At 72.0% G+C, this 21,863-nt stretch carries 19 protein-coding genes; 10 read left to right on the top strand and 9 right to left on the bottom strand.

All coding sequences use genetic code 11. The features are described from left to right. Nucleotides 1-53: 53 nt before the first annotated feature. The 3 genes from ACFZB3_RS36135 to ACFZB3_RS36125 form a co-directional block, all read right to left on the bottom strand. Nucleotides 54-1,349, bottom strand: a complete 1,296-nt coding sequence (locus ACFZB3_RS36135) for an MFS transporter (protein WP_391383341.1) — start codon at nucleotides 1,347-1,349, stop codon at nucleotides 54-56. Between the two features lie 263 nt (nucleotides 1,350-1,612). Next, complete coding sequence (locus ACFZB3_RS36130; protein WP_391383338.1) at nucleotides 1,613-2,890, bottom strand: ROK family protein; 1,278 nt, start codon at nucleotides 2,888-2,890, stop codon at nucleotides 1,613-1,615. Between the two features lie 162 nt (nucleotides 2,891-3,052). Beyond that, nucleotides 3,053-4,090 carry a TIM barrel protein gene (locus tag ACFZB3_RS36125; RefSeq protein WP_391383335.1) on the bottom strand — a complete coding sequence of 346 codons (1,038 nt, stop codon included), beginning with the start codon at nucleotides 4,088-4,090 and terminating at the stop codon, nucleotides 3,053-3,055. A gap of 138 nt (nucleotides 4,091-4,228) precedes the next feature. On the opposite strand from ACFZB3_RS36125, the gene ACFZB3_RS36120 reads away from it, so the two are divergent. Beyond that, a complete protein-coding gene (locus ACFZB3_RS36120) occupies nucleotides 4,229-5,317 on the top strand; it encodes a Gfo/Idh/MocA family oxidoreductase (RefSeq protein WP_391383332.1) in 1,089 nt (362 codons plus the stop codon). Nucleotides 5,318-5,491: 174 nt separating this feature from the next. Here ACFZB3_RS36120 and ACFZB3_RS36115 read toward each other — a convergent pair whose 3' ends face one another. Further along, the gene (locus ACFZB3_RS36115) at nucleotides 5,492-6,790 is read right to left on the bottom strand and encodes an ROK family protein (protein ID WP_391383329.1); all 1,299 of its coding nucleotides are present in this window, start codon (nucleotides 6,788-6,790) and stop codon (nucleotides 5,492-5,494) included. 109 nt (nucleotides 6,791-6,899) lie between these two features. Here ACFZB3_RS36115 and ACFZB3_RS36110 point away from each other — a divergent pair, with 109 nt between their 5' ends. The 8 genes from ACFZB3_RS36110 (at nucleotide 6,900) to ACFZB3_RS36075 (ending at nucleotide 16,039) form a co-directional block, all read left to right on the top strand. Beyond that, on the top strand, nucleotides 6,900-7,718 hold the full coding sequence (locus ACFZB3_RS36110; protein ID WP_391383326.1) for an IclR family transcriptional regulator C-terminal domain-containing protein: 819 nt from the start codon (nucleotides 6,900-6,902) through the stop codon (nucleotides 7,716-7,718). 170 nt (nucleotides 7,719-7,888) lie between these two features. Beyond that, a complete protein-coding gene (locus ACFZB3_RS36105; protein ID WP_391383323.1) occupies nucleotides 7,889-9,253 on the top strand; it encodes an aminomethyl transferase family protein in 1,365 nt (454 codons plus the stop codon). Nucleotides 9,254-9,300: 47 nt separating this feature from the next. After that, the gene (locus ACFZB3_RS36100) at nucleotides 9,301-10,176 is read left to right on the top strand and encodes a methylenetetrahydrofolate reductase (RefSeq protein WP_391383320.1); all 876 of its coding nucleotides are present in this window, start codon (nucleotides 9,301-9,303) and stop codon (nucleotides 10,174-10,176) included. Next, a complete protein-coding gene (purU, locus tag ACFZB3_RS36095; RefSeq protein ID WP_391383318.1) occupies nucleotides 10,173-11,075 on the top strand; it encodes a formyltetrahydrofolate deformylase in 903 nt (300 codons plus the stop codon). Before ACFZB3_RS36100 ends, purU begins: the two co-directional genes overlap by 4 nt. Before the next feature lie 122 nt (nucleotides 11,076-11,197). Continuing rightward, nucleotides 11,198-12,451: a citrate/2-methylcitrate synthase gene (locus ACFZB3_RS36090; protein WP_391383315.1), complete on the top strand. Its 1,254-nt coding sequence runs from the start codon at nucleotides 11,198-11,200 to the stop codon at nucleotides 12,449-12,451. Nucleotides 12,452-12,567: 116 nt separating this feature from the next. Continuing rightward, a complete protein-coding gene (locus ACFZB3_RS36085; RefSeq protein ID WP_391383312.1) occupies nucleotides 12,568-13,512 on the top strand; it encodes a sucrase ferredoxin in 945 nt (314 codons plus the stop codon). A gap of 104 nt (nucleotides 13,513-13,616) precedes the next feature. Further along, nucleotides 13,617-15,362: an ATP-binding protein gene (locus ACFZB3_RS36080; RefSeq protein ID WP_391383310.1), complete on the top strand. Its 1,746-nt coding sequence runs from the start codon at nucleotides 13,617-13,619 to the stop codon at nucleotides 15,360-15,362. Continuing rightward, complete coding sequence (locus ACFZB3_RS36075) at nucleotides 15,359-16,039, top strand: response regulator (protein ID WP_391383307.1); 681 nt, start codon at nucleotides 15,359-15,361, stop codon at nucleotides 16,037-16,039. Before ACFZB3_RS36080 ends, ACFZB3_RS36075 begins: the two co-directional genes overlap by 4 nt. Before the next feature lie 17 nt (nucleotides 16,040-16,056). On the opposite strand, the gene ACFZB3_RS36070 is transcribed toward ACFZB3_RS36075, so the two are convergent. The 3 genes from ACFZB3_RS36070 to ACFZB3_RS36060 form a co-directional block, all read right to left on the bottom strand. Then, nucleotides 16,057-17,100 (bottom strand): ABC transporter substrate-binding protein, encoded by a 1,044-nt coding sequence (locus tag ACFZB3_RS36070; RefSeq protein ID WP_391383304.1) that lies wholly within the window; start codon nucleotides 17,098-17,100, stop codon nucleotides 16,057-16,059. A gap of 70 nt (nucleotides 17,101-17,170) precedes the next feature. Further along, on the bottom strand, nucleotides 17,171-18,034 hold the full coding sequence (locus ACFZB3_RS36065; RefSeq protein ID WP_391383301.1) for an ABC transporter permease subunit: 864 nt from the start codon (nucleotides 18,032-18,034) through the stop codon (nucleotides 17,171-17,173). Further along, nucleotides 18,024-18,839 carry an ATP-binding cassette domain-containing protein gene (locus tag ACFZB3_RS36060; protein WP_391383298.1) on the bottom strand — a complete coding sequence of 272 codons (816 nt, stop codon included), beginning with the start codon at nucleotides 18,837-18,839 and terminating at the stop codon, nucleotides 18,024-18,026. Before ACFZB3_RS36060 ends, ACFZB3_RS36065 begins: the two co-directional genes overlap by 11 nt. Nucleotides 18,840-18,997: 158 nt before the next feature. On the opposite strand from ACFZB3_RS36060, the gene ACFZB3_RS36055 reads away from it, so the two are divergent. Continuing rightward, nucleotides 18,998-19,690, top strand: a complete 693-nt coding sequence (locus ACFZB3_RS36055; RefSeq protein ID WP_391383295.1) for a response regulator — start codon at nucleotides 18,998-19,000, stop codon at nucleotides 19,688-19,690. A gap of 15 nt (nucleotides 19,691-19,705) precedes the next feature. On the opposite strand, the gene ACFZB3_RS36050 is transcribed toward ACFZB3_RS36055, so the two are convergent. After that, a complete protein-coding gene (locus tag ACFZB3_RS36050; RefSeq protein WP_391383292.1) occupies nucleotides 19,706-21,298 on the bottom strand; it encodes a cation acetate symporter in 1,593 nt (530 codons plus the stop codon). After that, nucleotides 21,295-21,852, bottom strand: coding sequence for a DUF485 domain-containing protein (locus ACFZB3_RS36045; RefSeq protein WP_391383289.1), 558 nt, complete (start codon nucleotides 21,850-21,852; stop codon nucleotides 21,295-21,297). Before ACFZB3_RS36045 ends, ACFZB3_RS36050 begins: the two co-directional genes overlap by 4 nt. Nucleotides 21,853-21,863: the final 11 nt, after the last annotated feature.

Here is a 21,863-nt window from a genome sequence, read left to right as displayed (position 1 = left end):
CCCTTCCCTCTCCGCTCGCTGGTCTGTTCCCGTCCGGTCCGTCATGGCGGTGCTCAGGCGCGGAGCGGTACGGCTTCCCGGCTCCGGGGCCCGCGGAACAGCAGTCCCCACAGCAGGGCCGCGAGCGCCGCCGTGGCGATGGGCAGGGACCAGACGGCGGTCCAGTCACCGGGGGTGCCGTGCGCGCCCACGGTCGCGTTGTAGATCTCGCCGGAGACGGACGAGCCGATGAAGGCGCCGATCCCGGAGACGACGAGGATGAGCATCCCCTGGGCCTGGGCGCCGAGTTCGACCGGCGCGACCTGGCCGATGTACATCGCCGCCAGGACGAGGAAGAAGTCGTTGCAGACGCCCTGGAGCACGATCGCCGTGATCGCGAGCCAGTTGCCGCTGTGCGCCGCCTCGATGAAGAGGACGAACCGCACCGCCCACATGCACATGCCCGCGAAGATGGCCCACTTCATCCCGACGCGCTTGAGCATGAAGGGGATGGTCACGATGAACGCGACCTCGGAGGCCTGTCCGAGGGCGAGCACACCTGCGACGTTGCCGATGCCGAGGGCGCCGAGGTAGGTGGACGCGTAGGTGTTGTAGACGCCGAGCGAGACGGAGGTGAGCACGGCGCAGCCCATCAGCACGGCGAAGTCGCGGTGGCGCAGCAGCCGGAAGGCTTTGGCGCCCACCAGGTCACCGACGGCGAAGCGCACGCTCCGCGCGGGCGGCGGGGTGGCCGGCAGCGTGAAGGAGTAGAGGCCCAGGGCGAAGCTCGCGACGGCCGTCACGTAGAAGACCCCGACCGAGGCCGACAGGCCGAGCCAGCCCACGGCGAATCCGGCCACCACCCAGCCGACGGTGCCGAAGACCCGGATGTAGGGGAAGTGCCGTTTGTCCGAGCCGAGGTGCCGGAAGGCGATCGCGTTGGCCAGGCCGAGAGTGGGCTGGAAGAACAGCATGTAGACGAAGATCAGGGTGAGGGCGAGGGTGCCGCTGCCGGCGCGTACGACGGCCGGCAGCGTCAGCATCACGGCCCCGCCCGCCAGATGCGCCACGCCGAGCCCCTTCTGCGAGGGGAGGAAGCGGTCGCCGATCGCGCCGAGCAGCATCGGGGAGACGATCGCGGCGACCGCCGCCAGGGTGTAGGCCGTGCCGATGACGGAGGCCAGGCCGTTCGTGGCGAGGACCAGGCCGAAGGTGGCGAACCAGGAGCCGAAGACCACGAATTCGAGCAGCATCATCACGACGAGCTGTACGAATGTCTTCCTGTTGCCGCTGTGCGGCTCTTCGGCCGTCGCACGCGAGGGCGCGGCCGACTGTGACGTCTCATCAAAGCTCGTCGGGTGACTCGTCATTGAGATCCTTTTGACAACCATTCGGGTTCCGAACGTTTCCCCACCGGCAAGAGGGGTCGACCAAGTCGACTTCCAGGTGGTTTTCAGCGATCAGTGCCCGCAAGGGGGATGTTGTCGCGCCGCAGGGGCCCGCTGCCCCGCGCGCCGAGCGCGTCTCGCGCTTACCGATAAGCGTCCTGCTTGGTGCGCGGCGGAGCCTGTTGCACTCCGCGACGCCCTAGCTCCCGGTTATCGTATGATTTCCGCAGTGTTTGTCAACGATTTCAGTCGCGACTATTCACATCTCGAATGATTCGGGCTTGGCGAGCGGTCTTCGAGGGCTTCGCCCAGGCGGGAAGCGTGCTGACGCCCTGTCCGGTCTCCGCGAGCACGGCGGCGACTCCGCCGAACAGGGTCGCGTCGTCGCCGAGCCGGGCCGGGCAGACCCGGATCGACGGGGACACGGCGCGCAGGCTGTGCATCTCCACCGAGGACTGGATGCCGTCGAACACCAGGGCCCCCGCCTCGCTCAGCGTCCCGCCGACGGCGATCACGCTGGGCGCCATGAGCTTGGCGGTGCTGGCGAAGGCCCGGCCCAGATGGCGTCCGGCCTCGTACAGCACCCTGCGGCAGGCGGGGTCGCCGCGGCGCGCGCCGTCGACGACCTCGCGCAGGCTGCCGCGGGAGCTCCCGGACGCTTCGAGCGCGAGCAGGATCGACCGCTCGGAGACGAACGTGGTGAGGCAGCCGCGGCTGCCGCAGAAGCAGACGGGGCCGCCGGGTTCCAGGACGATGTGGCCGATCTCGCCGGCCAGGCCGTCACCGCCGCGGTAGATCCGGCCGTCGATGACGAGCCCGCCGCCGACCCCCGCGGCGCACATGACGTAGAGGAAGTCGGCGGCGCCCTGGCCCGCTCCCCAGGTCCACTCGGCCAGGGCGGCGAGGTTGGCGTCGTTCTCCGCGGTCACGGGCATGCCGAGGCCGTCCTCCAGGGTCTTGGCGACCGGGAGGTCCGTCCACTCGGGGAACTGCAGCCGCGCCCAGGAGGCGACGGTGCCGGTGGCGCGGGCGAGAGGTGCCTGCATGCCGACGGCGACGCCCGCGACGTCCTGCGGACCGAGGCCGGCCTCGGCGGTCAGGGAGCGCACCAGGTCGACGACGAGGGCGGGGCTGCCGCCCTCCCCCGGCAACGGCACGGAGGCGTCGAGCCGGACGCGGCCGCCGAAGTCGAAGAGCGCCGCGCGCATGGCGGCGACGTTCACCTGGACCGCGACGACCGCGGCGTGGCTCGCGACCAGGGCGACGAGCGACTCCCGGCCGTTGACCGGCCGCACCTCGGCCACGCCGTCCGCGCGCAGCGTCTTGACGATGGCGTTGACCGTCGCCGGAGACAGCTGGGTCCGGCGGGCCAGGGCCGCCTGCGAGGAGGGTCCGTCCAGGCGCAGGGCGTCGAGCACCCGCCGGACGTTCCCCTGCCGGACGCCGGACGCCGGCTTGGCGGACCTGGCCGGCCTGGCGCCGCCGTCGTGCGGTGTGCTGGTGTCATCCTCGCCGTGAGCCACGGGACGACGATACGACCCGCCGGGCCTGGGCGGAGGGCATGGGGCCGGGCGGAGGGCATGGGGCCGGGCCGCTGGGCGGCTGGGCGGCTGGGCGGCTGGGCATGGGGCCGGGCGGCCGGGCGGCCGGGCGGGGTCAACGGCCGGGTACCCCGCCCGGCGCGCTCACTGGTTGCTGAACGCCGAGTCGAAGGACGCCTTCGGCAGGGGCCACAGGGCGGAGCGGATCCGGCCGACGGCCTCGGCCGCGCCGTGCAGCCGGTCCATGCCCGCGTCCTCCCACTCCACCGAGACGGGGCCGTCGTAGCCGATGGCGGCCAGCGCGCGGAAGGCGTCCTCCCAGGGCATGTCCCCGTGGCCGACGGAGACGAAGTCCCAGCGCCGGCGCGGGTCGCCCCAGGGCAGGTGGGAGCCGAGGATCCCGGCGCGTCCCGACGGCGGCCGCAGACGGGTGTCCTTGCAGTCGACGTGGTAGATGCGGTCGGCGAAGTCCGTGATGAAGCCGACCGGGTCCACGCCCTGCCAGATCATGTGCGAGGGGTCCCAGTTGAAGCCGAAGGCGGGGCGGCGGCCGATCGCTTCGAGGGTGCGCTCGCTCGTCCAGTAGTCGTAGGCGATCTCGGACGGATGGACCTCGTGGGCGAAGCGCACGCCCTCGGCGTCGAAGACGTCGAGGATCGGGTTCCAGCGGCGCGCGAAGTCCTCGTACCCCTCGTCGATCACCGCCTGGGAGACCGGCGGGAACATCGCCACGTACTTCCAGATCTTCGAACCGGTGAACCCGACGACGGTGTCGGCGCCGAGCCTGCGCGCGACTCGGGCAGCGCGCTTCATGTCCTCGGCCGCGCGCTGCCGGACGCCCTCCGGGTCGCCGTCGCCCCAGATCTCCGGGCGCAGGATCGCCTGGTGGCGGAAGTCGATGGGGTCGTCGCACACGGCCTGGCCGCCGAGGTGGTGGGAGATCGCCCAGACCTTCAGCCCGTGGCGCTCCAGGATCGCCTGCCGGTGGGGCAGGTAGTCGGGGTCGGCCTCGGCGCGGGCCAGGTCCAGGTGGTCGCCGGAGGCCGCGATCTCCAGACCGTCGTACCCCCACTCGCCCGCCAGTCGCGCCACCTCCTCGAACGGCAGGTCCGCCCACTGACCGGTGAAGAGGGTGACCGGCTGCCGGGCCGTCTCCCGGCTCTGTGCCTGGCTCTGGTTCATGTGCGGCCTCCTTGGCGTTTCCGACACTTTAGCTTACGATGAGCAAAAGTCGACCTTACGGGCGTCGTCGCTCTCCGTTTTTTCGATCTGTTCACGCGTTAGCTCCTCCGGATCCGGAGGAGGGAAGAGGTGTGTGTCATGCGCGTCGGTGTCATCGGTACCGGCTTCATGGGGGCCGTGCATACCCGGTCCGCGCTCGTGGCGGGCGGCGACGTGGTGGGCGTGGTCGGGTCGACGCCCGGGAAGGGCCGCCGCGCCGCCGCGGAGTTCCGGGCCGGCCAGGGCTTCGACTCGGTCGAGGACCTGCTGCGGCACGGGGTGGACGTCCTGCACGTGTGCACGCCCAACGCCACGCACGCCGGCTTCTGCCGTGCGGCCCTCGCCGCCGGCGTGCCGGTCGTCTGCGAGAAGCCGCTGGCCACCGATGCCGGTACCGCACGCGAACTCACCGAACTGGCGGCGGAGCGCGGGCTGGTCACCGCCGTGCCCTTCGTCTACCGCTACTACGCGTCCGTGCGGGAGGCACGCGAGCGGATCCGGCGGCCGGGGCACCGGCCGCCCTGGCTGATCCACGGCAGCTACCTGCAGGACTGGCTCGCCGACACCGAGGCCACCAACTGGCGGGTCGACCCGGCGGACGGCGGTGCCACGCGCGCGTTCGGGGACATCGGGGTGCACTGGTGCGATCTCGCCGAGTTCGTGACCGGACAGCGGATCACCCGGGTGAACGCCTCCTTCGCCCGAGCGGTTCCGGCCCGGCCGGCGGCGGACGGCACCCCGCGTCCCGTCGAGACCGAGGACGGCGCGGTCGTCCTCCTGGAGACCGACGCCGGCGCGATCGGATCGGTGGTGGTCAGCCAGGTCTCCGCCGGGTACAAGAACGCGCTGTCGTTCTCCTTCGACGGGCCGGACGCCAGTTACGCGTTCCGCCAGGAGACCCCGGAGTCGCTGTGGATCGGCGGCCGCGACGCCAACGAGGTGCTGCTGCGCGACCCGAACCGGCCCGGGGCTCCCACCGGCCGGGCGGCCGGTCTGCCGTCCGGGCATCCGCAGGGCTACTACGAGGCCTTCGCCGACTTCGTGGCCGACGCCTACGCGGCGGTCCGCGGCGAACAGGTCACCGGGATGCCGTCCTTCGCCGACGGACTGCGGGCGGCAGAGCTCGCCGAGGCGGTCGTCGGCTCGGCACGCGGCGGCGGCTGGGTCGACGTTCCCGCGACGGGGTGAAGAGGCTGGCGGAGGCGGGGTGTAGGCGGAGGCGGAGGCCGAGGCGGGGCGGAGGCGGAGGCCGAGGCGGGGTGTAGGCGGAGGCCGAGGCGGGGCGTAGGCGGAGGCCGAGGCGGGGTGATGGTGAAGGCGTCGGCGGGGTGAAGGGGTCTGCGGAGATGCGCTGCCGAGCCGCTACCGCGCACCCGCCAGCGGCGCGTCGAGGGGGAGCGGCCCGGTGGAGTCCCCGGTGCGGGCGCGGATCCCGCGCGGGCTGCCGCGCCGGAGCCACTGGTCGAGCAGCTCCGGGCGCAGCAGTTCGTCGATGGCCAGCGCCGCCGCTCCGACGACCCCCTCGGCGCGGCCGAGGTCGACCCGGGCGATGACGAGTTCGTCGGTGGCCAGCGGCAGGGACCGTCTGGCCACGACCTCCGCGACGGGGTCCCGGAACACGTCGCCGGCCTGCGCGAGCACACCGGCGAGGTAGACCGTCGACGGGTTGAAGACGCTGACGAGGGTCGCCAGTTGCCCGCCGACCAGCTCGCCCGCCCGGGTGACCAGCTCGGTGCTGACCCGGTCGCCGGCCCGGCAGCCGTCGAGCACGTCGGTGACGGCCAGCGGCGCGTCCCGGCGCTCCGGACGCTCCAGGCGCTCGGCCAGGAAGGGGCTGCGCCCCTCCAGGGCCGCGGCGCGTGCGTCACGGGTGAGGGCCCAGCCGCCCGCGAACGCTTCGAGGCACCCGAACTTGCCGCACCGGCACCGGTGCCGGGACTCCTCGGCGACGATGGTGTGCCCGAGGTCGCCGGCCGCGCCGCGCGCTCCCCGGTGCAGCCGGCCCCTGGACATCAGGCCCAGGCCGATCCCGGTACTCGCCTTGACGAGCAGGAGGTTGTCGCCCGCGGTCGCCCGGGTCCGGCTCCAGGCGCCGAGCGCCATCAGGTTGGCGTCGTTGTCGACCCAGGCCGGCACGTCGTAGTGGGCTTCGAGCCGGTCCCGGAGCGGGAAGCCGTGCCAGCCGGCCATGATGGGCGGCCGCACCGGCATCCCGCGCGCGAAGTCGACCGGCCCGGGGACGCCCACGCACACCCCCCACAGGCGCTCCCGCAGCTCCGGGCTCAGCAGCCGCCCCGCCAGCCCGACCAGCGTGGCCAGGGACGCCTCGGGGCCCGACTCGATGTCCCACGGCACCCGGCGGTCCGCGAGCAGGGTCCCGTCGAGGTCGGTCACCGCGGCGTGCAGATGGGTGGCTCCGAACACCGCGCCGAGGACGGCCCCGCGACCGGACGCGATCCGCAGGATGCGGGAGGGCCGGCCGCCGGTGGAGGGGGCCGGTTCGCCCTCCGCCACCAGGCCGAGCCGGATCGCGTGGTCCACCCGCTGCGTGATGATCGTCCGGCCCAGCCCGGTCTGCCGGCCGAGGTCGGGCCTGGTCACGGCCGCTCCGCTCCTGATCAGATCCAGGACCAGGGAGAGCGTTCGGGTGTGGTCGGTCATGCAGTGAGCTTATGGTCCGGACGGCCGCCGTCGTCACCGGCGGCCGGGGGGGGCGGGGGCTCCGCCGACGAGGCTCCACCGGCGTTTCACCGCGTGCGAAGCTGACCGCATGGAAACGCCACCCGACCGGCTCGGCGAGATGCCGCCGTTGAGCGACCGCGCGACACCGGCCTACCCGATCGCCTCGGTGGAGAACACGCTCCGCATCCTCCTGCTGCTGCGGGAGCGCAACCGCCTGACCCTCGCTGACGTCGCCGCCGAACTGGACATCGCCCGCTCCAGCGCACACCGCCTGATGGCGATGCTGTCCTACTACGACTTCGTCCGCCAGGACCCGGCGTCGCGCTCCTTCCGGCCCGGCGCCGCGCTGGTCGACGTCGGCCTGTCCGCCGTACGCGCCCTCGACATCCGGGCCCTGGCCAGGCCGGTGCTCACCGAACTCGCCGCGGCCACCGAGATGACCGCCCACCTCGCGCTCCCCCGGGGCCGGGACGTCCTCTACGTCGACGGGGTCGAGAGCCGCCGCACCATCAGGGCGGCCCTGCGCACCGGGGACACCCTGCCCGCCCACGTCACCGGCGTCGGCAAGGCACTGCTGGCGACCCTCACCGACGACCAGCTGCGCCAGCTCTACCGGGACGCGCCGCCGCAGGCCGTCACCGACCGGTCCGTCTCCACCGTGGCGGGCCTGCTGGCGGAGATGCGGACGGCACGGGCGGCCGGTTACGCCGTCAACCGGGGCGAGAGCGAGCCCGGCGTGCTGTCCGTCGGCGTGGCGGTCGCCCTGCCGGAGCCGGGCATGTTCGCCGGTATCGGGCTGGTCTGCCCCGAGGCCTCGGTGGCCCCCGACTGGGAGTCACGGATCGGGGCGCGGCTGAAGTCCGCGGCCACCGAGCTGTCGAAGGACATGGGCGCCTACCGCTTCTGAGCCGCCCTGAGTCAGCCCTGAGCCAGCCCTGAGCCAGCCCCCTGATTGTTGACAATTTCGTCTCCACCTGTTGCCCGGCCACCCCATGCCGTTTTATCGTTCTGCACAACAGACGAGCGTTCTAGTCATCAGACAGATTCTTCGGGCATCAGGCACACGGAAGGCGCGACATGAGCCAAGAGAGCGTCGAGCAGGCGATCCAGCGGTGCGGCGGAGCGGTGGCGCTGCTGCGGAACTCACCGATCCGGCCGCACACCTTCCCGGTCGCCGCGGAGTTCACCAACTGGCGCACCGAACAGCGGGCCTGGCGCGAGTCGGTGGCGCTGCTCGACCAGTCGCACCACATGACGGACCTGTACATCGAGGGCCCCGACGCGCTGCGGCTGCTGTCGGACCTCGGGGTCAACAGCTTCGCCCGGTTCGGCCCGGGCCACGCCAAGCAGTACGTCGCGGTCAACCACGACGGGCAGCTCATCGGCGACGCCGTCCTGTTCCACCTGGAGGAGAACCGGTTCGACCTGGTCGGGCACCCGATGGTCCTGGACTGGGTGCAGTACCACCTGGAGACGGGCGAGTACGACGCCACGACCGAGCGCGACGACAACTCCTACGACCGGGAGGCCGGCCGCCCGCCCAGGGTGTACCGCTACGAGGTGCAGGGCCCGAACGCGGTCGGCCTGCTGGAGCGGGTCACGGGAGCACCGGTTCCCCCTGTGGGGTTCTTCCGCATGACGACGTTCACGATCGCAGGCCGGCAGGTGCGCGCCCTGCGCCACGGCATGGCCGGGCAGCCCGGGTTCGAGCTGTTCGGCCCCTGGGAGGAGGGCGCGGAGGTCCTGGCGGCCGTCCTCGCCGCCGGCTCCGAGTTCGGTCTGGTCCGGGCCGGTGCCAAGGCGTACTCCACCGCCAACCTGGAGTCGGCCTGGGTGCCGGCGCCGTTCCCGGCCGTCTTCTCCGGCGACAGGCTCAAGGGCTACCGCGAGTGGCTTCCCACCTCGGCGATGGGCTCGCTCGGCGGCTCGATGGACTCCGAGGACGTCACCGACTACTACGTGACGCCGTACGACATCGGCTACGGCGGCATCGTCGCGTTCGACCACGACTTCGTCGGCCGCGAGGCCCTGGAGGAGATCGCGAAGAACCCGCGCCGCACCAAGGTAACCCTGGTGTGGAACGCCGAGGACGTCGCCGCCGCCGTCGGCTCGCTCCACCGGTCCGGCGAACTGCCCGCGAAGTACATCGAGTTCCCCAAGGCGCGTTACGCCCTGCACCAGAGCGACAAGGTGCTCGCCGGCGGAGAGCTCGTCGGGATCTCCATGGACGTCGGCTACACAGCCAACGAGCGGGCCATGGTCTCGCTGGCCACCGTCGACCTCGCCCACAGCGAGCCCGGCACCGAGGTCACCGTGGTGTGGGGCGAGAGCCCCAACTCGGCCAAGCCGGGTGTCGAGGCGCACCGCCAGGTGGAGATCCGCGCGACGGTGGCGCCGGCCCCCTTCGTCGGGTTCGCGCGCGGCGCCTACCGCGACCGGTAGTCCCGCCCACGCCACCTCCCCCTGCGCCGATGCGAGCAAGGAGCACGATGACCCCTGTTTCCACCCCCGCACTCACCGGAGCCGCACTGCTGCTGCGGGACTTCTCCCTGGAGATGACGGGCAAGGACACACCCAAACTGGAGGCCGCCAGGGAGTCCGTCCCCGAGGGCACCCGCGTCAACGTGACGTATCTCGGCAACGAGGACCTGCCGGTACGGCGGACCGCGGCCCGGGCCGCCCGACGCCTCGGGTTCGTCCCGGTCCCCCACGTCTCGGCACGCCGGCTGGGATCGCGGCGGGACCTGGCGGAGTTCCTCGCCGCCCTGCAGGCCGACGGCACCGAGCGGCACGTCTTCGTCGTCGGCGGCGACCCGGCACACCCGCACGGCCCCTACGGCGACTCGCTCTCCGTCATCCGTTCCGGACTGCTCCGGAAGCACGGCGTACGGCAGGCCGGCATCAGCGGATACCCGGAGGGCCATCCGCAGATCCCGGAGGCGGCACTGTGGGCGGCCCTCGAACAGAAGGCGGCGGCCCTCGCCGAGGAGGGGCTGACCGGCGACGTCATCACCCAGTTCGGCTTCGACCCCGACGCGGTGCTGGGCTGGATCGAGCGGCTGCGCGAGCGGGGCATCGGCCTGCCGGTCCGCGTCGGCGTGCCCGGACCCGCCGGGGTGCGGAGGCTGCTGTCGTACGCCACCCGGTTCGGGGTCGGGACCAGCGCGTCCATCGCCCGCAAGTACGGGCTGTCCCTGACCAACCTGATGGGCACGGCCGGACCGGACCTGTTCATCCGCACCCTGGCCGAGGGGTACGACCCCGCCGCGCACGGCGAGGTGAAGCTGCACTTCTACACCTTCGGCGGACTGGACGCGACCTCCGCGTGGATCGCCGGCTTCCGCACCGAGCAGGGCTTGTCATGACCGTCGCCCGGCAGGCCCCGGCGATCACGGCGAGCGGTACCGCACCGGGCCGGCGCGCCTCGCTGATCGTGCGGGGCACGGACCGTGTCGGCATCGTCGCCGCCGTCGGCTCCCTCCTCAGCGCCCGGGGCGCCGACATCGTCTCGCTCGACCAGTACTCCGACCCTGCCACCGGGGCCTTCTTCCAGCGCACGGTCTTCTGCCTCGACGGTCTGCGGGCCGCCCTGCCCGGCATCCGCGCGGAACTGGAGGAAGGGCTGGCAAAGGACTTCGACCTCGACGTCACGCTGCGGGACCTCTCGGTGCCGAAACGGATGGCCGTCTTCGCCTCCAGGTCCGACCACTGCCTGCTCGACCTGCTGTGGCGGCACCGGCGGGGCGAACTCCCGGTGGGCATCGCCATGGTGATCTCCAACCACCCCGACACCGCCGAGGAGGTACGCGGCTTCGGCGTGCCCTTCTTCCACGTGCCGTCCTCGGGCCCGGAGAAGTCGGCCGCCGAGGCCGAACACCTGCGGCTCCTCGGGGACAACGTGGACTTCGTCGTGCTGGCCCGCTACATGCAGATCCTCTCCGGCGACTTCATCGAGCGGGTCGGAGTCCCGATCATCAACATCCACCACTCCTTCCTCCCCGCCTTCATCGGCGCCGGACCGTACGCCAGGGCCAAGGAGCGGGGCGTGAAACTCGTCGGCGCGACCGCGCACTACGTCACCGAGGACCTCGACGAGGGCCCGATCATCGAACAGGATGTCGTCCGCGTCACCCACGCCGACACCGCCGCCGACCTCCGGCGCCGGGGCTCCGACGTGGAGCGGGCGGTGCTCTCCCGGGCCGTGCTGTGGCACGCCGAGGACCGGGTCGTCCGGCACGGCAACCACACCATCGTGTTCACGTGATCCGGTGTCCGCTGCCCACTACCCACTGCCCAACACGATCTCCATGAACGCAATCTCCATCAACGCAATCTCCATCAACATTGATCGAGTCAATCCATGCCGAAGCGGCTACGGTGACGCCCATGCGCGATCAACACCCCGCTCCCGGCAGTCCCGCGCGGCGGCTGAGCACCAGGGAGACCGCCGAGCTGCTCGGTGTGAAGCCCGAGACCGTGTACGCCTACGTGAGCCGGGGCCAGCTCAGCAGCAGACGCGAGCCCGGGGGCCGCGCCAGCACCTTCGACGCCGGGGAGGTGGCGGCGCTGGCCCGGCGCAACAGGCGGGAGGCCGCCGGGAGTGCGGGCTCCGGCGGTGATCTGTCGGTGCGCACCCGGATCACGCTGATCGACCAGGACCGGTACTTCTTCCGGGGGGTCGACGCCACGGAACTCGCCGCCCGCCACTCCTACGAGGAGGTGGCCGAGTGGCTGTGGACCGGCCGCATGACCCCGGGCGTGACCTTCACCGCCCCGGAGGCCACGGCCGCGGCCGCCCGGCGGACCGTCGACGCGCTGCCCGAGCACACCTCGCCCACCGACCGGCTGCGGGTCGCCACGATCGCCGCGGCGGCCGAGGACCCGCTCCGCTTCGACCTGTCCGAGGAGTCCGTCCTCGGCACCGCGCGCGTGCTGATCCCCACCCTCGTCGCCGCGCTCCCGGTGCAGCGCCGGCGGGGGCACGACGACGGCCCGCTGGCCCACCGCCTGTGGCGCCGGCTGACCGGAATCGACCCGGGCGACGCCGAGCTGCGCGTCCTGGACACCGCGCTCGCGCTGCTCGTCGACCACGACCTGGCCGCCTCCACCCTCGCCGTCCGGGTCGCCGCCTCCGCCCGCGCGCACGCCTACGCGGCCGTGTCGGCGGGGCTCGGCGTGCTCGAAGGCCCCCTGCACGGCGCCTCCAGCGGCCTCGCCCACCGGTTGCTGCTCGACGTCCTCGACCAGGGCACCGCCGTCACGGTGATCGCGGACGAACTCCGCGCGGGCCGCCGTATCCCCGGCCTCGGGCACCGCCTCTACCAGGGCGAAGACCCACGCGCGCGTGCGCTGTTCGCACTGCTGGAGGATGTTCCCCGCGCGGAGCCCGCCCTGCTCGCGGCCCGGGACATCGTCGCCACGACCGCCCGGCACACCCCGCTGCACGCCAACGTCGACCTGGCGCTCGCCGTGTTCACGGCCTCCTGCGGCATGCCGGCCACCGCGGGCGAGACGATCTTCGCCGTCGCCCGGACGGCGGGCTGGATCGCCCACGCCCTGGAGGAGTACGGCGAACGCCCGCTGCGCATGCGGCCCAGCGGCCACTACGTGGGCCCGAAGCCGCCGCAGCCGCTGCCGTAACGCCCCTTGGGCGATCCCTCCGAACCCGTCCGGCGAACCCTCCGGCAGCACCCTCGAAGGCGCGAACGGACGAGGCCGGAAGTCACCCCGGGCAAAGTCAGGTTAGGCTCACCTCTGTGAGTAGGTGCGCGACCGTCTCCCGGATGCTCGACGAGCCCGTTTCGGGCACCGCGGCCACCGCGACGACATGGCTGCTGCTGGAACAACCCGGCCCGTGGGGTCCCAAGGCGCTCACTTCGAGCCATCTGGACCCCGCACTGGGCCGCGCCCTGGAGGCGGCCGCCCAGGGGACCGGCGTGCGGATCGCGCTCATCCGACGCCCCGGCCGCCACGCCGACCCCGGCACCCCCGCCCCACGGCAGGTGTACATCGCCCACACGGTGCCCGGGAATGTCTGGCTGCACAGTGCCACCACCCGCGACCCGAGCCGGCTGCTCGGCCTCGACTTCACGGCGCTCGGCGCGGGCGACCACCGTTCGTTCGGCGCGGCGCTCGGCGGCCGGCCGCACCAGGGCAGTCCGCTCGCGCTCGTCTGCACCAACGGCAGGCGCGACCGCTGCTGCGCCCTGCTGGGCCGCCCGCTCGCCGCCGAGCTGGCCGCGTCCGGGGTGGAGGGCACCTGGGAGGTCACCCATCTGGGTGGTCATCGCTTCTCGCCGACGCTGCTCGTCCTGCCGTACGGCTACGCGTACGGCCGCGCCGAGGCCCATGCCGTCAAGGAGGTCCTGCACGGCATCCACGAGGGCCGTGTGGTGCTGGAGGGGTGCCGCGGCTGCTCCGCCTGGGAACGCCCCGGCCAGGCGGCCGAACTGGCTGTGCGCGAGGCGGCGGACGAGTACACGGCGGGCGTGCTGAGCGTCGTACGGACCGAGGGCGCGGCCCCGCGCTGGGAGGTCACCGTCGCCCACACCGACGGCCGCCGCTGGCGGGTGTGCGTGGCCCAGGGCGCCTCACTGCCGCCGCGCCCGGAGAGCTGCGGGGTGTCGGTGCTGGGGTCGCCGGCCCGGATGGACGTGGTGTCGGTGCGGGAACTGCGGACGACGACGGCACTGGCGGGCTGACCCGACCTCTCCCAAGAACTGGTCAAGAGATCCACAGAACTGGTCAAGAGATCCACGCCACACCCCCTTAAGGACGGCGTACCCGCGCACGTACCGTCGTGGGTATGAGCCCCACGCCCCCTGTGCGCCGTCTGCGTCCCCGGCTGCCCCGGAAGGTGTTCTCGCAGATCCTGCTGATGCAGCTGGCGATCGCCGCGGGCGTCGCCGTGCTCGCGACCGGGCTCTTCCTGGCCCCCCTGAGCAAGCAGCTGGACCAGGAGGCGATGCGCAGGGCGCTGGCGATCGCCCAGACCACGGCGCAGGACCCGCAGATCGCCGAGGGCGTCCTGACCACCGCGCCGACCGTGGACGGGCCGGTGCAGCAGGAGGCGGAACGGATCCGGTTGGCCACCAACGCCGAGTACATCGTGGTGATGGACCGGGGCGGTTTCCGCTGGTCGCACACCACTCCCTCGGAGATCGGCCGGCACGTGTCGACCGACCCCACGGAGGCGCTGGACGGCAAGGAGGTCATGCAGATCGACAACGGCACCCTGGGCCGCTCCGCGCGCGGCAAGGTTCCGCTGTACGACACGCAGCACCGGATCATCGGGGCGGTCTCGGTCGGCATCGCCTACGACAGCGTGCGGGCGCGGCTGCTCAGCACGATCCCCGGGCTGTTCGCCTACGCCGGCGGTGCCCTCGCGGCCGGCGCGCTGGCCGCCTGGCTGATCTCCCGGCGGGTCCAGCGGCAGACCCGCGACCTGGCCTTCTCCGACATCTCGGCGCTGCTCGCGGAGCGCGAGGCGATGCTGCACGGCATCCGCGAGGGCGTCGTCGCCCTCGACCGCGGCGGCCGTGTCCGGCTCCTGAACGACGAGGCGAGACGGCTTCTGGGCATCGGTGACGAGGCCGTCGGCCGGTCCCCCGACGAGGCGCTCGGCGCGGGCCGTACGGCCGACGTCCTGGCCGGCCGGGTCACCGGCACCGACCTGCTCACCGTGCGCGGCCAGCGGGTCCTGGTCGCCAACCGCATGCCCACGGACGACGGCGGTGCGGTCGCCACCCTGCGCGACCGCACCGAGTTGGAGCAGCTGGGCCGTGAACTCGACTCCACGCGCGGCCTGATCGACGCCCTGCGCGCCCAGGACCACGAGCACGCCAACCGCATGCACACCCTGCTCGGGCTGCTGGAGCTGGAGATGTTCGACGACGCCGTGGAGTTCGTCGGCGAGGTGGTCGGCGACCACCGGGTCACCGCCGAGCAGGTCACGGAGAAGATCCAGGACCCGCTGCTGGCCGCCCTGCTGGTCGGCAAGGCCACCGTCGCGGCCGAGCGCGGGGTCGCCCTGTGGGTGTCCGACCGCACCCGGCTCCCGGACCGGCTGATCGACCCCAGGGGGCTGGTCACGGTCGTGGGCAACCTGGTGGACAACGCGCTGGACGCGGTCGCCGGTACGCCGCACGCGCGCGTGGAGGTCGAGTTGTGCGCGGAGGGCCGCGCGGTCGTCCTCCGGGTGCGGGACACGGGGCCCGGGATCCCGGCGGCACAGCGGGAGCTGGTCTTCACCGAGGGCTGGTCCACCAAGAAGCCGCCCGCGCACGGCAAGCGCGGCATCGGGCTCTCCCTGGTGCGCCGGCTCGCCGAACGGCAGGGCGGCAGCGCGACCGTGGGCGAACCGGAGGGCGGGGGCGCGCAGTTCACGGTCGTGCTCCCCGAGGCACTGACCGAGGCGGTACTGGAGCCGGGACGGGAGCCGGAACTGAAGACTGAAACGAAGGCGGAACCGAAGGCTGAACCGAAGGCGGAACTGGAGGCGGCGCCGGCGCACGGGCCGGCGCTCGCCCCGGCCGAGGAGGAGACTCGATGATCGAGGTCCTGGTCGTGGACGACGACACCCGCGTCGCCCGGGTCAACGCGGCCTACGTCGAGAAGGTGCCCGGCTTCCATGTGGCCGGCGCGGCGCACAACGCGGCCGAGGCCCTGCACCGGCTGGAGACCCTGCCCCGCCTCGACCTCGTCCTCATGGACCACTACCTGCCCGACGACACGGGGCTCGCGGTGGTCCAGGAGATGCGGCGGCGCGGCCACCAGACCGACGTGATCATGGTGACGGCGGCCCGGGACGTGTCGACCGTCCAGGCGGCCATGCGCCAGGGCGCCCTGCAGTACCTGGTCAAGCCGTTCGCGTTCGCGGGACTGCGCGCCAAGCTGGAGGCCTACGCGCAACTTCGGCGCACCCTGGACGGCGGCGGCGAGGCCGAACAGGCCGAGGTGGACCGCATCTTCGGCGCCCTGTCCGCGCCGTCCGAACCGGGGCTGCCCAAAGGGCACTCCCCCACCACCGCCGAGCTGGTGCGCCAGTCCCTGATGAGCGCCGAAGGCCCGCTGTCGGCCCAGGAGATCGCCGAGCGGACGGGGGTGAGCCGGCAGACCGCCCAGCGCTATCTGAAGCTGCTGGAACGCACCGGACGGGCCCGGCTGACCCTCAAGTACGGCGACGCGGGCCGCCCCGAACACCGTTACGTGTGGGCGACCCGCGGCTGAGACGTGCTGCTTGGCCGCTACTTGGCCGCCTCGACGAACTCCGTGGTGTACGTCTTGCTGAGGTCGACATCGGCGTTCTGGATGTTCGTGTTGAACGCCTTGAGCACCTTCTCCACGGTCTCCGGCCCGTTCTCGGGCATCACGCCGTCGTCGGTGAACATCGGCAGCGTGCTCTCGATGGACTGCGTGTAGAGGGCCTTGTCGCCCTGGGCGTAGTCGGCGGGCATCTTGGCCGCGATCTCGGCGGCGCTGTGCGTGGACATCCACTTGAGCGTCTTGACGAATGCATTGACCAGCTTCTGGACGGTGTCCTTGTGGCCGTTGACCCAGTCCGTCTGCATGTACAGGCTCGACGACGGGTACGGGCCGCCGAGCGCCTTCTGGGAGCCCTCGGGCGTCCGCATGTCCACCAGGACCTTGCCCGCCTTCTTGTCCAGGATCGTCGCGACGGTCGGGTCGGTCGTCATGCCGCCGTCGATGGAGCCCTGCTGGAGCGCCGCGATGAAGGTCGCGCCCGCGCCGACGGCGACCGGTGAGAAGTCGCTGACCTTCACCCCGTTCTTCACGGCGAGGTACTTGGTGAGGAAGTCGGTCGACGACCCGAGGCTGGTGATGCCGAGCTTCTTGCCCTTGAAGTCCTTGGGCGAGGTGATGTCACCCGCCGCCTTGGTGGAGACGACCTCCACCTCGCCGGGAGCGCGCGAGAACTGCACGACGGACTCCACCGCCTTGCCCTTGGTCTGCAGGTCCAGCGTGTGGTCGTAGAAGCCGACCGTCCCCTGGACCTGCCCCGCGACGAGCGCCGTCTCGGCCTGCACACCGGCCGGCTCGGTCAGCAGTTCCACGTTCAGGCCCTCGGCGTCGAAGTAGCCGAGCCGCTGGGTGAGCATCGCGGGCAGGTAGATGACCTTGTCCAGGCCACCGACCATGATCTTGACCTTCGTGCCCTTGCCGGAGCCGGTGGAGGCCGTGCTCGCGGCGTCGTTGGCACAGGCGGTGAGGGAGGAGACGGCGAGCAGGCCGGCGGCGGCCAGGGTGCTGTATCTGACGGACTTGCGCATGCGGTTCACGTCCTTGTGAGAAGGCGGTGCGGTGAGAGCTGTGCGATGAGGGAAGAGGAGGTGGGCAGGCTCAGCTGTCGGAACCCGACGGCTTCCACCGGAAGATGCGGCTCTCGACGAAGGTGAGGAGCCCTTCGGCGGCGAGCGCGACGACGGCGAGGATGGTCATCGAGGCGTACACACCGGCCGCGTTGAAGGTGCCCTGCGACTGCGCGACGAGCAGGCCGATGCCCTTGGTGGCACCGATGTACTCGCCGACGATGGCGCCGATGAGTGCGAAGCCGAAGCTGACGTGGAGGCTGGTGAAGATCCACGAGGTGGCCGACGGGATGACGACCTGGAGGGTCACCCTGCGGTCGCTCGCGCCGAGGATCCGGGCGTTGGCGACCAGGTTGCGGTCGACCTCGCGGGCGCCCTGGAAGGCGTTGAAGAACACCGGGAAGAACACCAGCACGACGGCCGAGGCGACCTTGGAGGAGGCGCCGAGCCCGAACCAGATCACGAAGATCGGGGCGAGCACGATCCTGGGGATCGAGTTGAGCACCTTGATGTAGGGGCCGAGGACGTCGGCGAGGAAGGCGACCCGCCCGAGGGCGATGCCGAAGACCACACCGGCGATGACACCGATGAGCCAGCCGAGCAGGGCCTCGTAGAGCGTGTACCAGATCTGCTCGCCCAGGGGACCGAGGGCGGTGCCGTGGGTCACCCAGGTCCAGATCTGGTCCCAGATCTTCGACGGCATCGAGAAGTTGAACGGATCGATGACCTTGGTCCTGGACAGGACCTCCCACAGGCCGAGGACGGCCACCAGGAGCAGCACGCGCACGGCGAACACGACCGCCTTGCGTCTGCGGGCGGCCTGGGCCCGCGACTGCGCGCGGTCCGTGGTCTTGGCCGTCTCGACGACCGGTGTGCTGAGGGTGTCAGGCGACATGAGCGGCACCCCTCTCGCGGGTGATGCGGACCTCTTCGCCGAGGGACTCCCAGATCTCGCGGTAGATCTCGATGAACCGCGGCTCCAGACGCACCGACTCGACCTTGCGGGGACGGGGCAGGTCGATCTCGAAGACCTGCTTCACGGTCGCGGGCCCGGCGGTCATGACGACGACCTTGTCGGCCAGCGCGATGGACTCCTCCAGGTCGTGGGTGACGAAGACGACCGAGGCGCCCGTGCCCTCCCACAGTTCGAGGAGTTCGTCCGACATCAGGGCCCGGGTCTGCACGTCGAGCGCGGAGAACGGCTCGTCCATGAGCAGGATCTGGGGGTCGTTGACGAAGGTCGCGGCGAGCGCCACGCGCTTGCGCTGGCCGCCGGAGAGCTGGTGCGGATAGCGGTCCTCGAACGCGGCGAGCCCGACCTTGGCCAGCCAGGCGCGGGCCTTCTCCCTGGCCTCCGCCTTGGGCACGCCCCGGAAGCGGGGCCCGGCCATCACGTTGGACAGCACCGTCCGCCAGGGGAAGGTGGCGTCCTGCTGGAAGACGAAGCCGACCTTGTCGCCGACGCCGGCGACCGGCTCACCGGCCACCAGCACCTCGCCCTCACTGGGCTCCTCCAGGCCGCTGACCAGGGTCAGCGTGGTGGACTTGCCGCAACCCGTCGGCCCCACGACGGCCACGAACTCACCGCGCCCGACGGTGAGGTCGAGGTCGCGGACGGCCGTGTGCAGACCCCCCGACGGGGTCTTGAAAATCTTGCTCGCGCCCCGCAGCTCGATGGCGGGGCTGGTGTCTGCGCTCATGGGCCGGGACGGTAGGTGTGACCCGGACCACGGCAGCAGTCTTCTGGGCGCAAGCCGTTCTTTTGCTCGCAAGCATCTGTTGTGCTCTTTTTGCTCGCGCTACAACTGCGCAGACGAAACACGGGCTTAACGCTCGCCGGCCTTGAAGGAGAGGCCTGATGATTGACGTCCTGGTGGTCGACGACGACTTCCGCGTCGCTGAGATAAACGCCAAGTACGTGGGGAAGGTTCCCGGCTTCCGGGTGGCCGCCCGCGCGCACAGCGCCGCCCAGGCGCTGGCCGCCGTGGGCCGCGGCACCATCGACCTGGTCCTGCTGGACCACTACCTGCCGGACCGGACCGGCCTCGAACTCGTCCACCAGATGCGGGAGCAGGGCTACGGCACCGACGTGATCATGATCACGGCGGCCAGCGATGTGACGACCGTCCAGAAGGCGATGCGCCTGGGTGCCCTGCACTACCTGGTCAAGCCGTTCACCTTCGCCGCGCTGCGCTCCCGCCTGGACTCCTACGCGGCCCTGCGCCGTACCGTCGACCGGGTCGGCGGCCGGGGCCTGACGGGCCAGGAGCAGGTCGACCGGATCTTCGGCGCCCTGCGTACCTCACCGGCGCCGTCCGCGCCCGGCCTGCCCAGCGGCCACTCCGAGCCGACCACGGACCTCATCTGCGGCGTCCTGCACCGCGCCGACCATCCGCTCTCCGCCCACGAGGTCGCCGCAGAGACCGGCCTCAGCCGCTCCACCGCCCAGCGCTACCTCCGCCACCTGGAACAGGCCGGCCGCCTCCGGCTCTCCCTGAAGTACGGCGACACGGGCCGCCCGGAACACCGCTACGCCTGGGTGGCGCCGTAGCCGTCCCGGAGCGCTCTAGACGGCCCCCGCCCCCGTCAGCGACCGCACCTCGGTCTCGGCGTGCCTGGCCTCGTCCGGGGCCTCGTCCGAGGTGACCGTGCCGAGCCAGCCGGCCAGGAAGCCGAGCGGGACGGAGACGATCCCCGGGTTCTGCAACGGGAAGTACTGGAAGTCCACCCCCGGGAACAGCGCGCCCGGGCTCCCGGACACCACCGGCGACAGCACGACCAGCACCAGCGCGGGGACGAGCCCGCCGTATACGGCCCAGACCGCGCCGCGGGTCGTGAAGTTCCGCCAGAACAGCGAGTACAGCAGCACCGGCAGGTTCGCCGAGGCCGCCACCGCGAACGCGAGCCCCACGAGGAAGGCGACGTTCATGTCACGGGCCAGCAGGCCGAGGGCGATCGCCACGACACCGATGCCGACCGCCGCCACGCGCGCCACGGCGACCTCGCTGCGGTGCTTGGCGTGCGGCCTTCGCAGGGTGGCGTAGAGGTCGTGGGCGACGGACGCCGAGGAGGCGAGGGTGATCCCGGCGACCACGGCGAGGATCGTCGCGAAGGCGACGGCGGCGACGACCGCGAACAGGACCGTGCCACCGGTGGAGCCCGCGCCACCGCCCAGGTCGAGTGCCAGCAGCGGCACCGCCGTGTTCCCCGCCTCGTTCGACGCACGCACCGCGTCCGGCCCGACCACGGCCGCCGCCCCGAAGCCGAGCACGAACGTCATCAGGTAGAAGCTCCCGATCAGCCCGATCGACCACACCACCGAACGCCGTGCGGCCCGCGCGGTCGGCACCGTGTAGAAGCGGGACAGGATGTGCGGCAGACCCGCCGTGCCCAGTACCAGTGCCAGCCCCAGGCTGATGAAGTCCAGCCGCGCGCTCCAGCTCCCGCCGTACTTGAGTCCCGGCGCAAGGAACGACCTCCCGTGCCCGCTGCGCTCGGCGGCCGTGAGCAGCAGCCGGTCGATGTCGCCGTGGAAGCGCAGCAGCACCAGCACGGTCAGCGCCACCGTCCCGCTCAGCAGCAGGACCGCCTTCACGATCTGGATCCAGGTGGTCGCCCGCATCCCGCCCAGCGACACGTAGACCACCATCAGCGCGCCGACCCCGATGACCGTCCACGCCTGCGCCGCCTCGCTGGTCCGCCCGAGGAGCAGCGCGACCAGGCTGCCCGCTCCCACCATTTGCGCCACCAAATAGAGAACGGACACGGTGACCGACGACGCGCCCACCGCGATCCGCACCGGCCGCTCGCTCATCCGCGCCGCGATCACGTCGGCCAGCGTGAACCGTCCGCAGTTGCGCACCAGTTCGGCCACCAGGAACAGCACGACCAGCCATGCCACCAGGAAGCCGACCGCGTACAGCAGCCCGTCGTAGCCGAACAGCGCGATGAGTCCGGTCACACCGAGGAAGGAGGCCGCGGACATGTAGTCGCCCGCGATGGCAAAACCATTCTCCATCGGGGAGAAGAGCCGCCCGCCGGCATAGAACTCCTCCGCCGAACCATGTCGCTTCCGGCTCACCCAGGTCGTGATCCCGAGCGTCACGGCGACGAACGCGCTGAACAGCACCAACGCCAGGGTCTGGTGATGGACCGTCATGACGCACCACCCCGGGCACCCCGGGTCAGCTCCTGGGTGTCCCAGCGCAGCTCCAGCGCGGCACGGTCCCTGCGCAACCGCGCGTGCCGGGCGTAGGCCCAGGTGAGCGCGAACGTGGTGAGGAACTGTCCGAGCCCCGCGACCATCCCCACGTTGACCGCTCCGGCGACGGGCCGCGCCATCAGCCCGGGCGCCGTCGTCGCGGTCACCACGTACCCCACGTACCAGATGAGGAAGGCGGCGACCCCCGGCACCACGAATCTCCGGTAGCGGCTGCGTACCTCCTGAAAGGCCGCGCTGCGCTGCACCTCCAGATAGATGTCACGGGCGCGAACAGCCGCCCCGTCCACCTCCGTTCGCGCGCCGGGCACGGCGGGCGCCGGCTCACCGGTGCCTTCCAGCTCGCCCCAGCCCGAGGCCAGCGCGTCGTACCAGGGGTCCTCGTACCTGACTTCCCGGGAGGCCGCGCCGTACTCGCCCTGGTCCTCGTGCCGCCCGGCCGAACTCTCGGAGCCGTCCCCGCCGTCGCGGTGACGCCCGTTGCTTGACTGCATGCCCAAGGATG

The sequence above is a fragment of the Streptomyces sp. NPDC008092 genome (genome assembly GCF_042957285.1).
In the GTDB taxonomy this organism is placed as follows: Bacteria; Actinomycetota; Actinomycetes; order Streptomycetales; family Streptomycetaceae; genus Streptomyces.
Note: the sequence above shows the minus strand (reverse complement) of the source record. Positions and strands in the feature narration are given on the sequence as shown.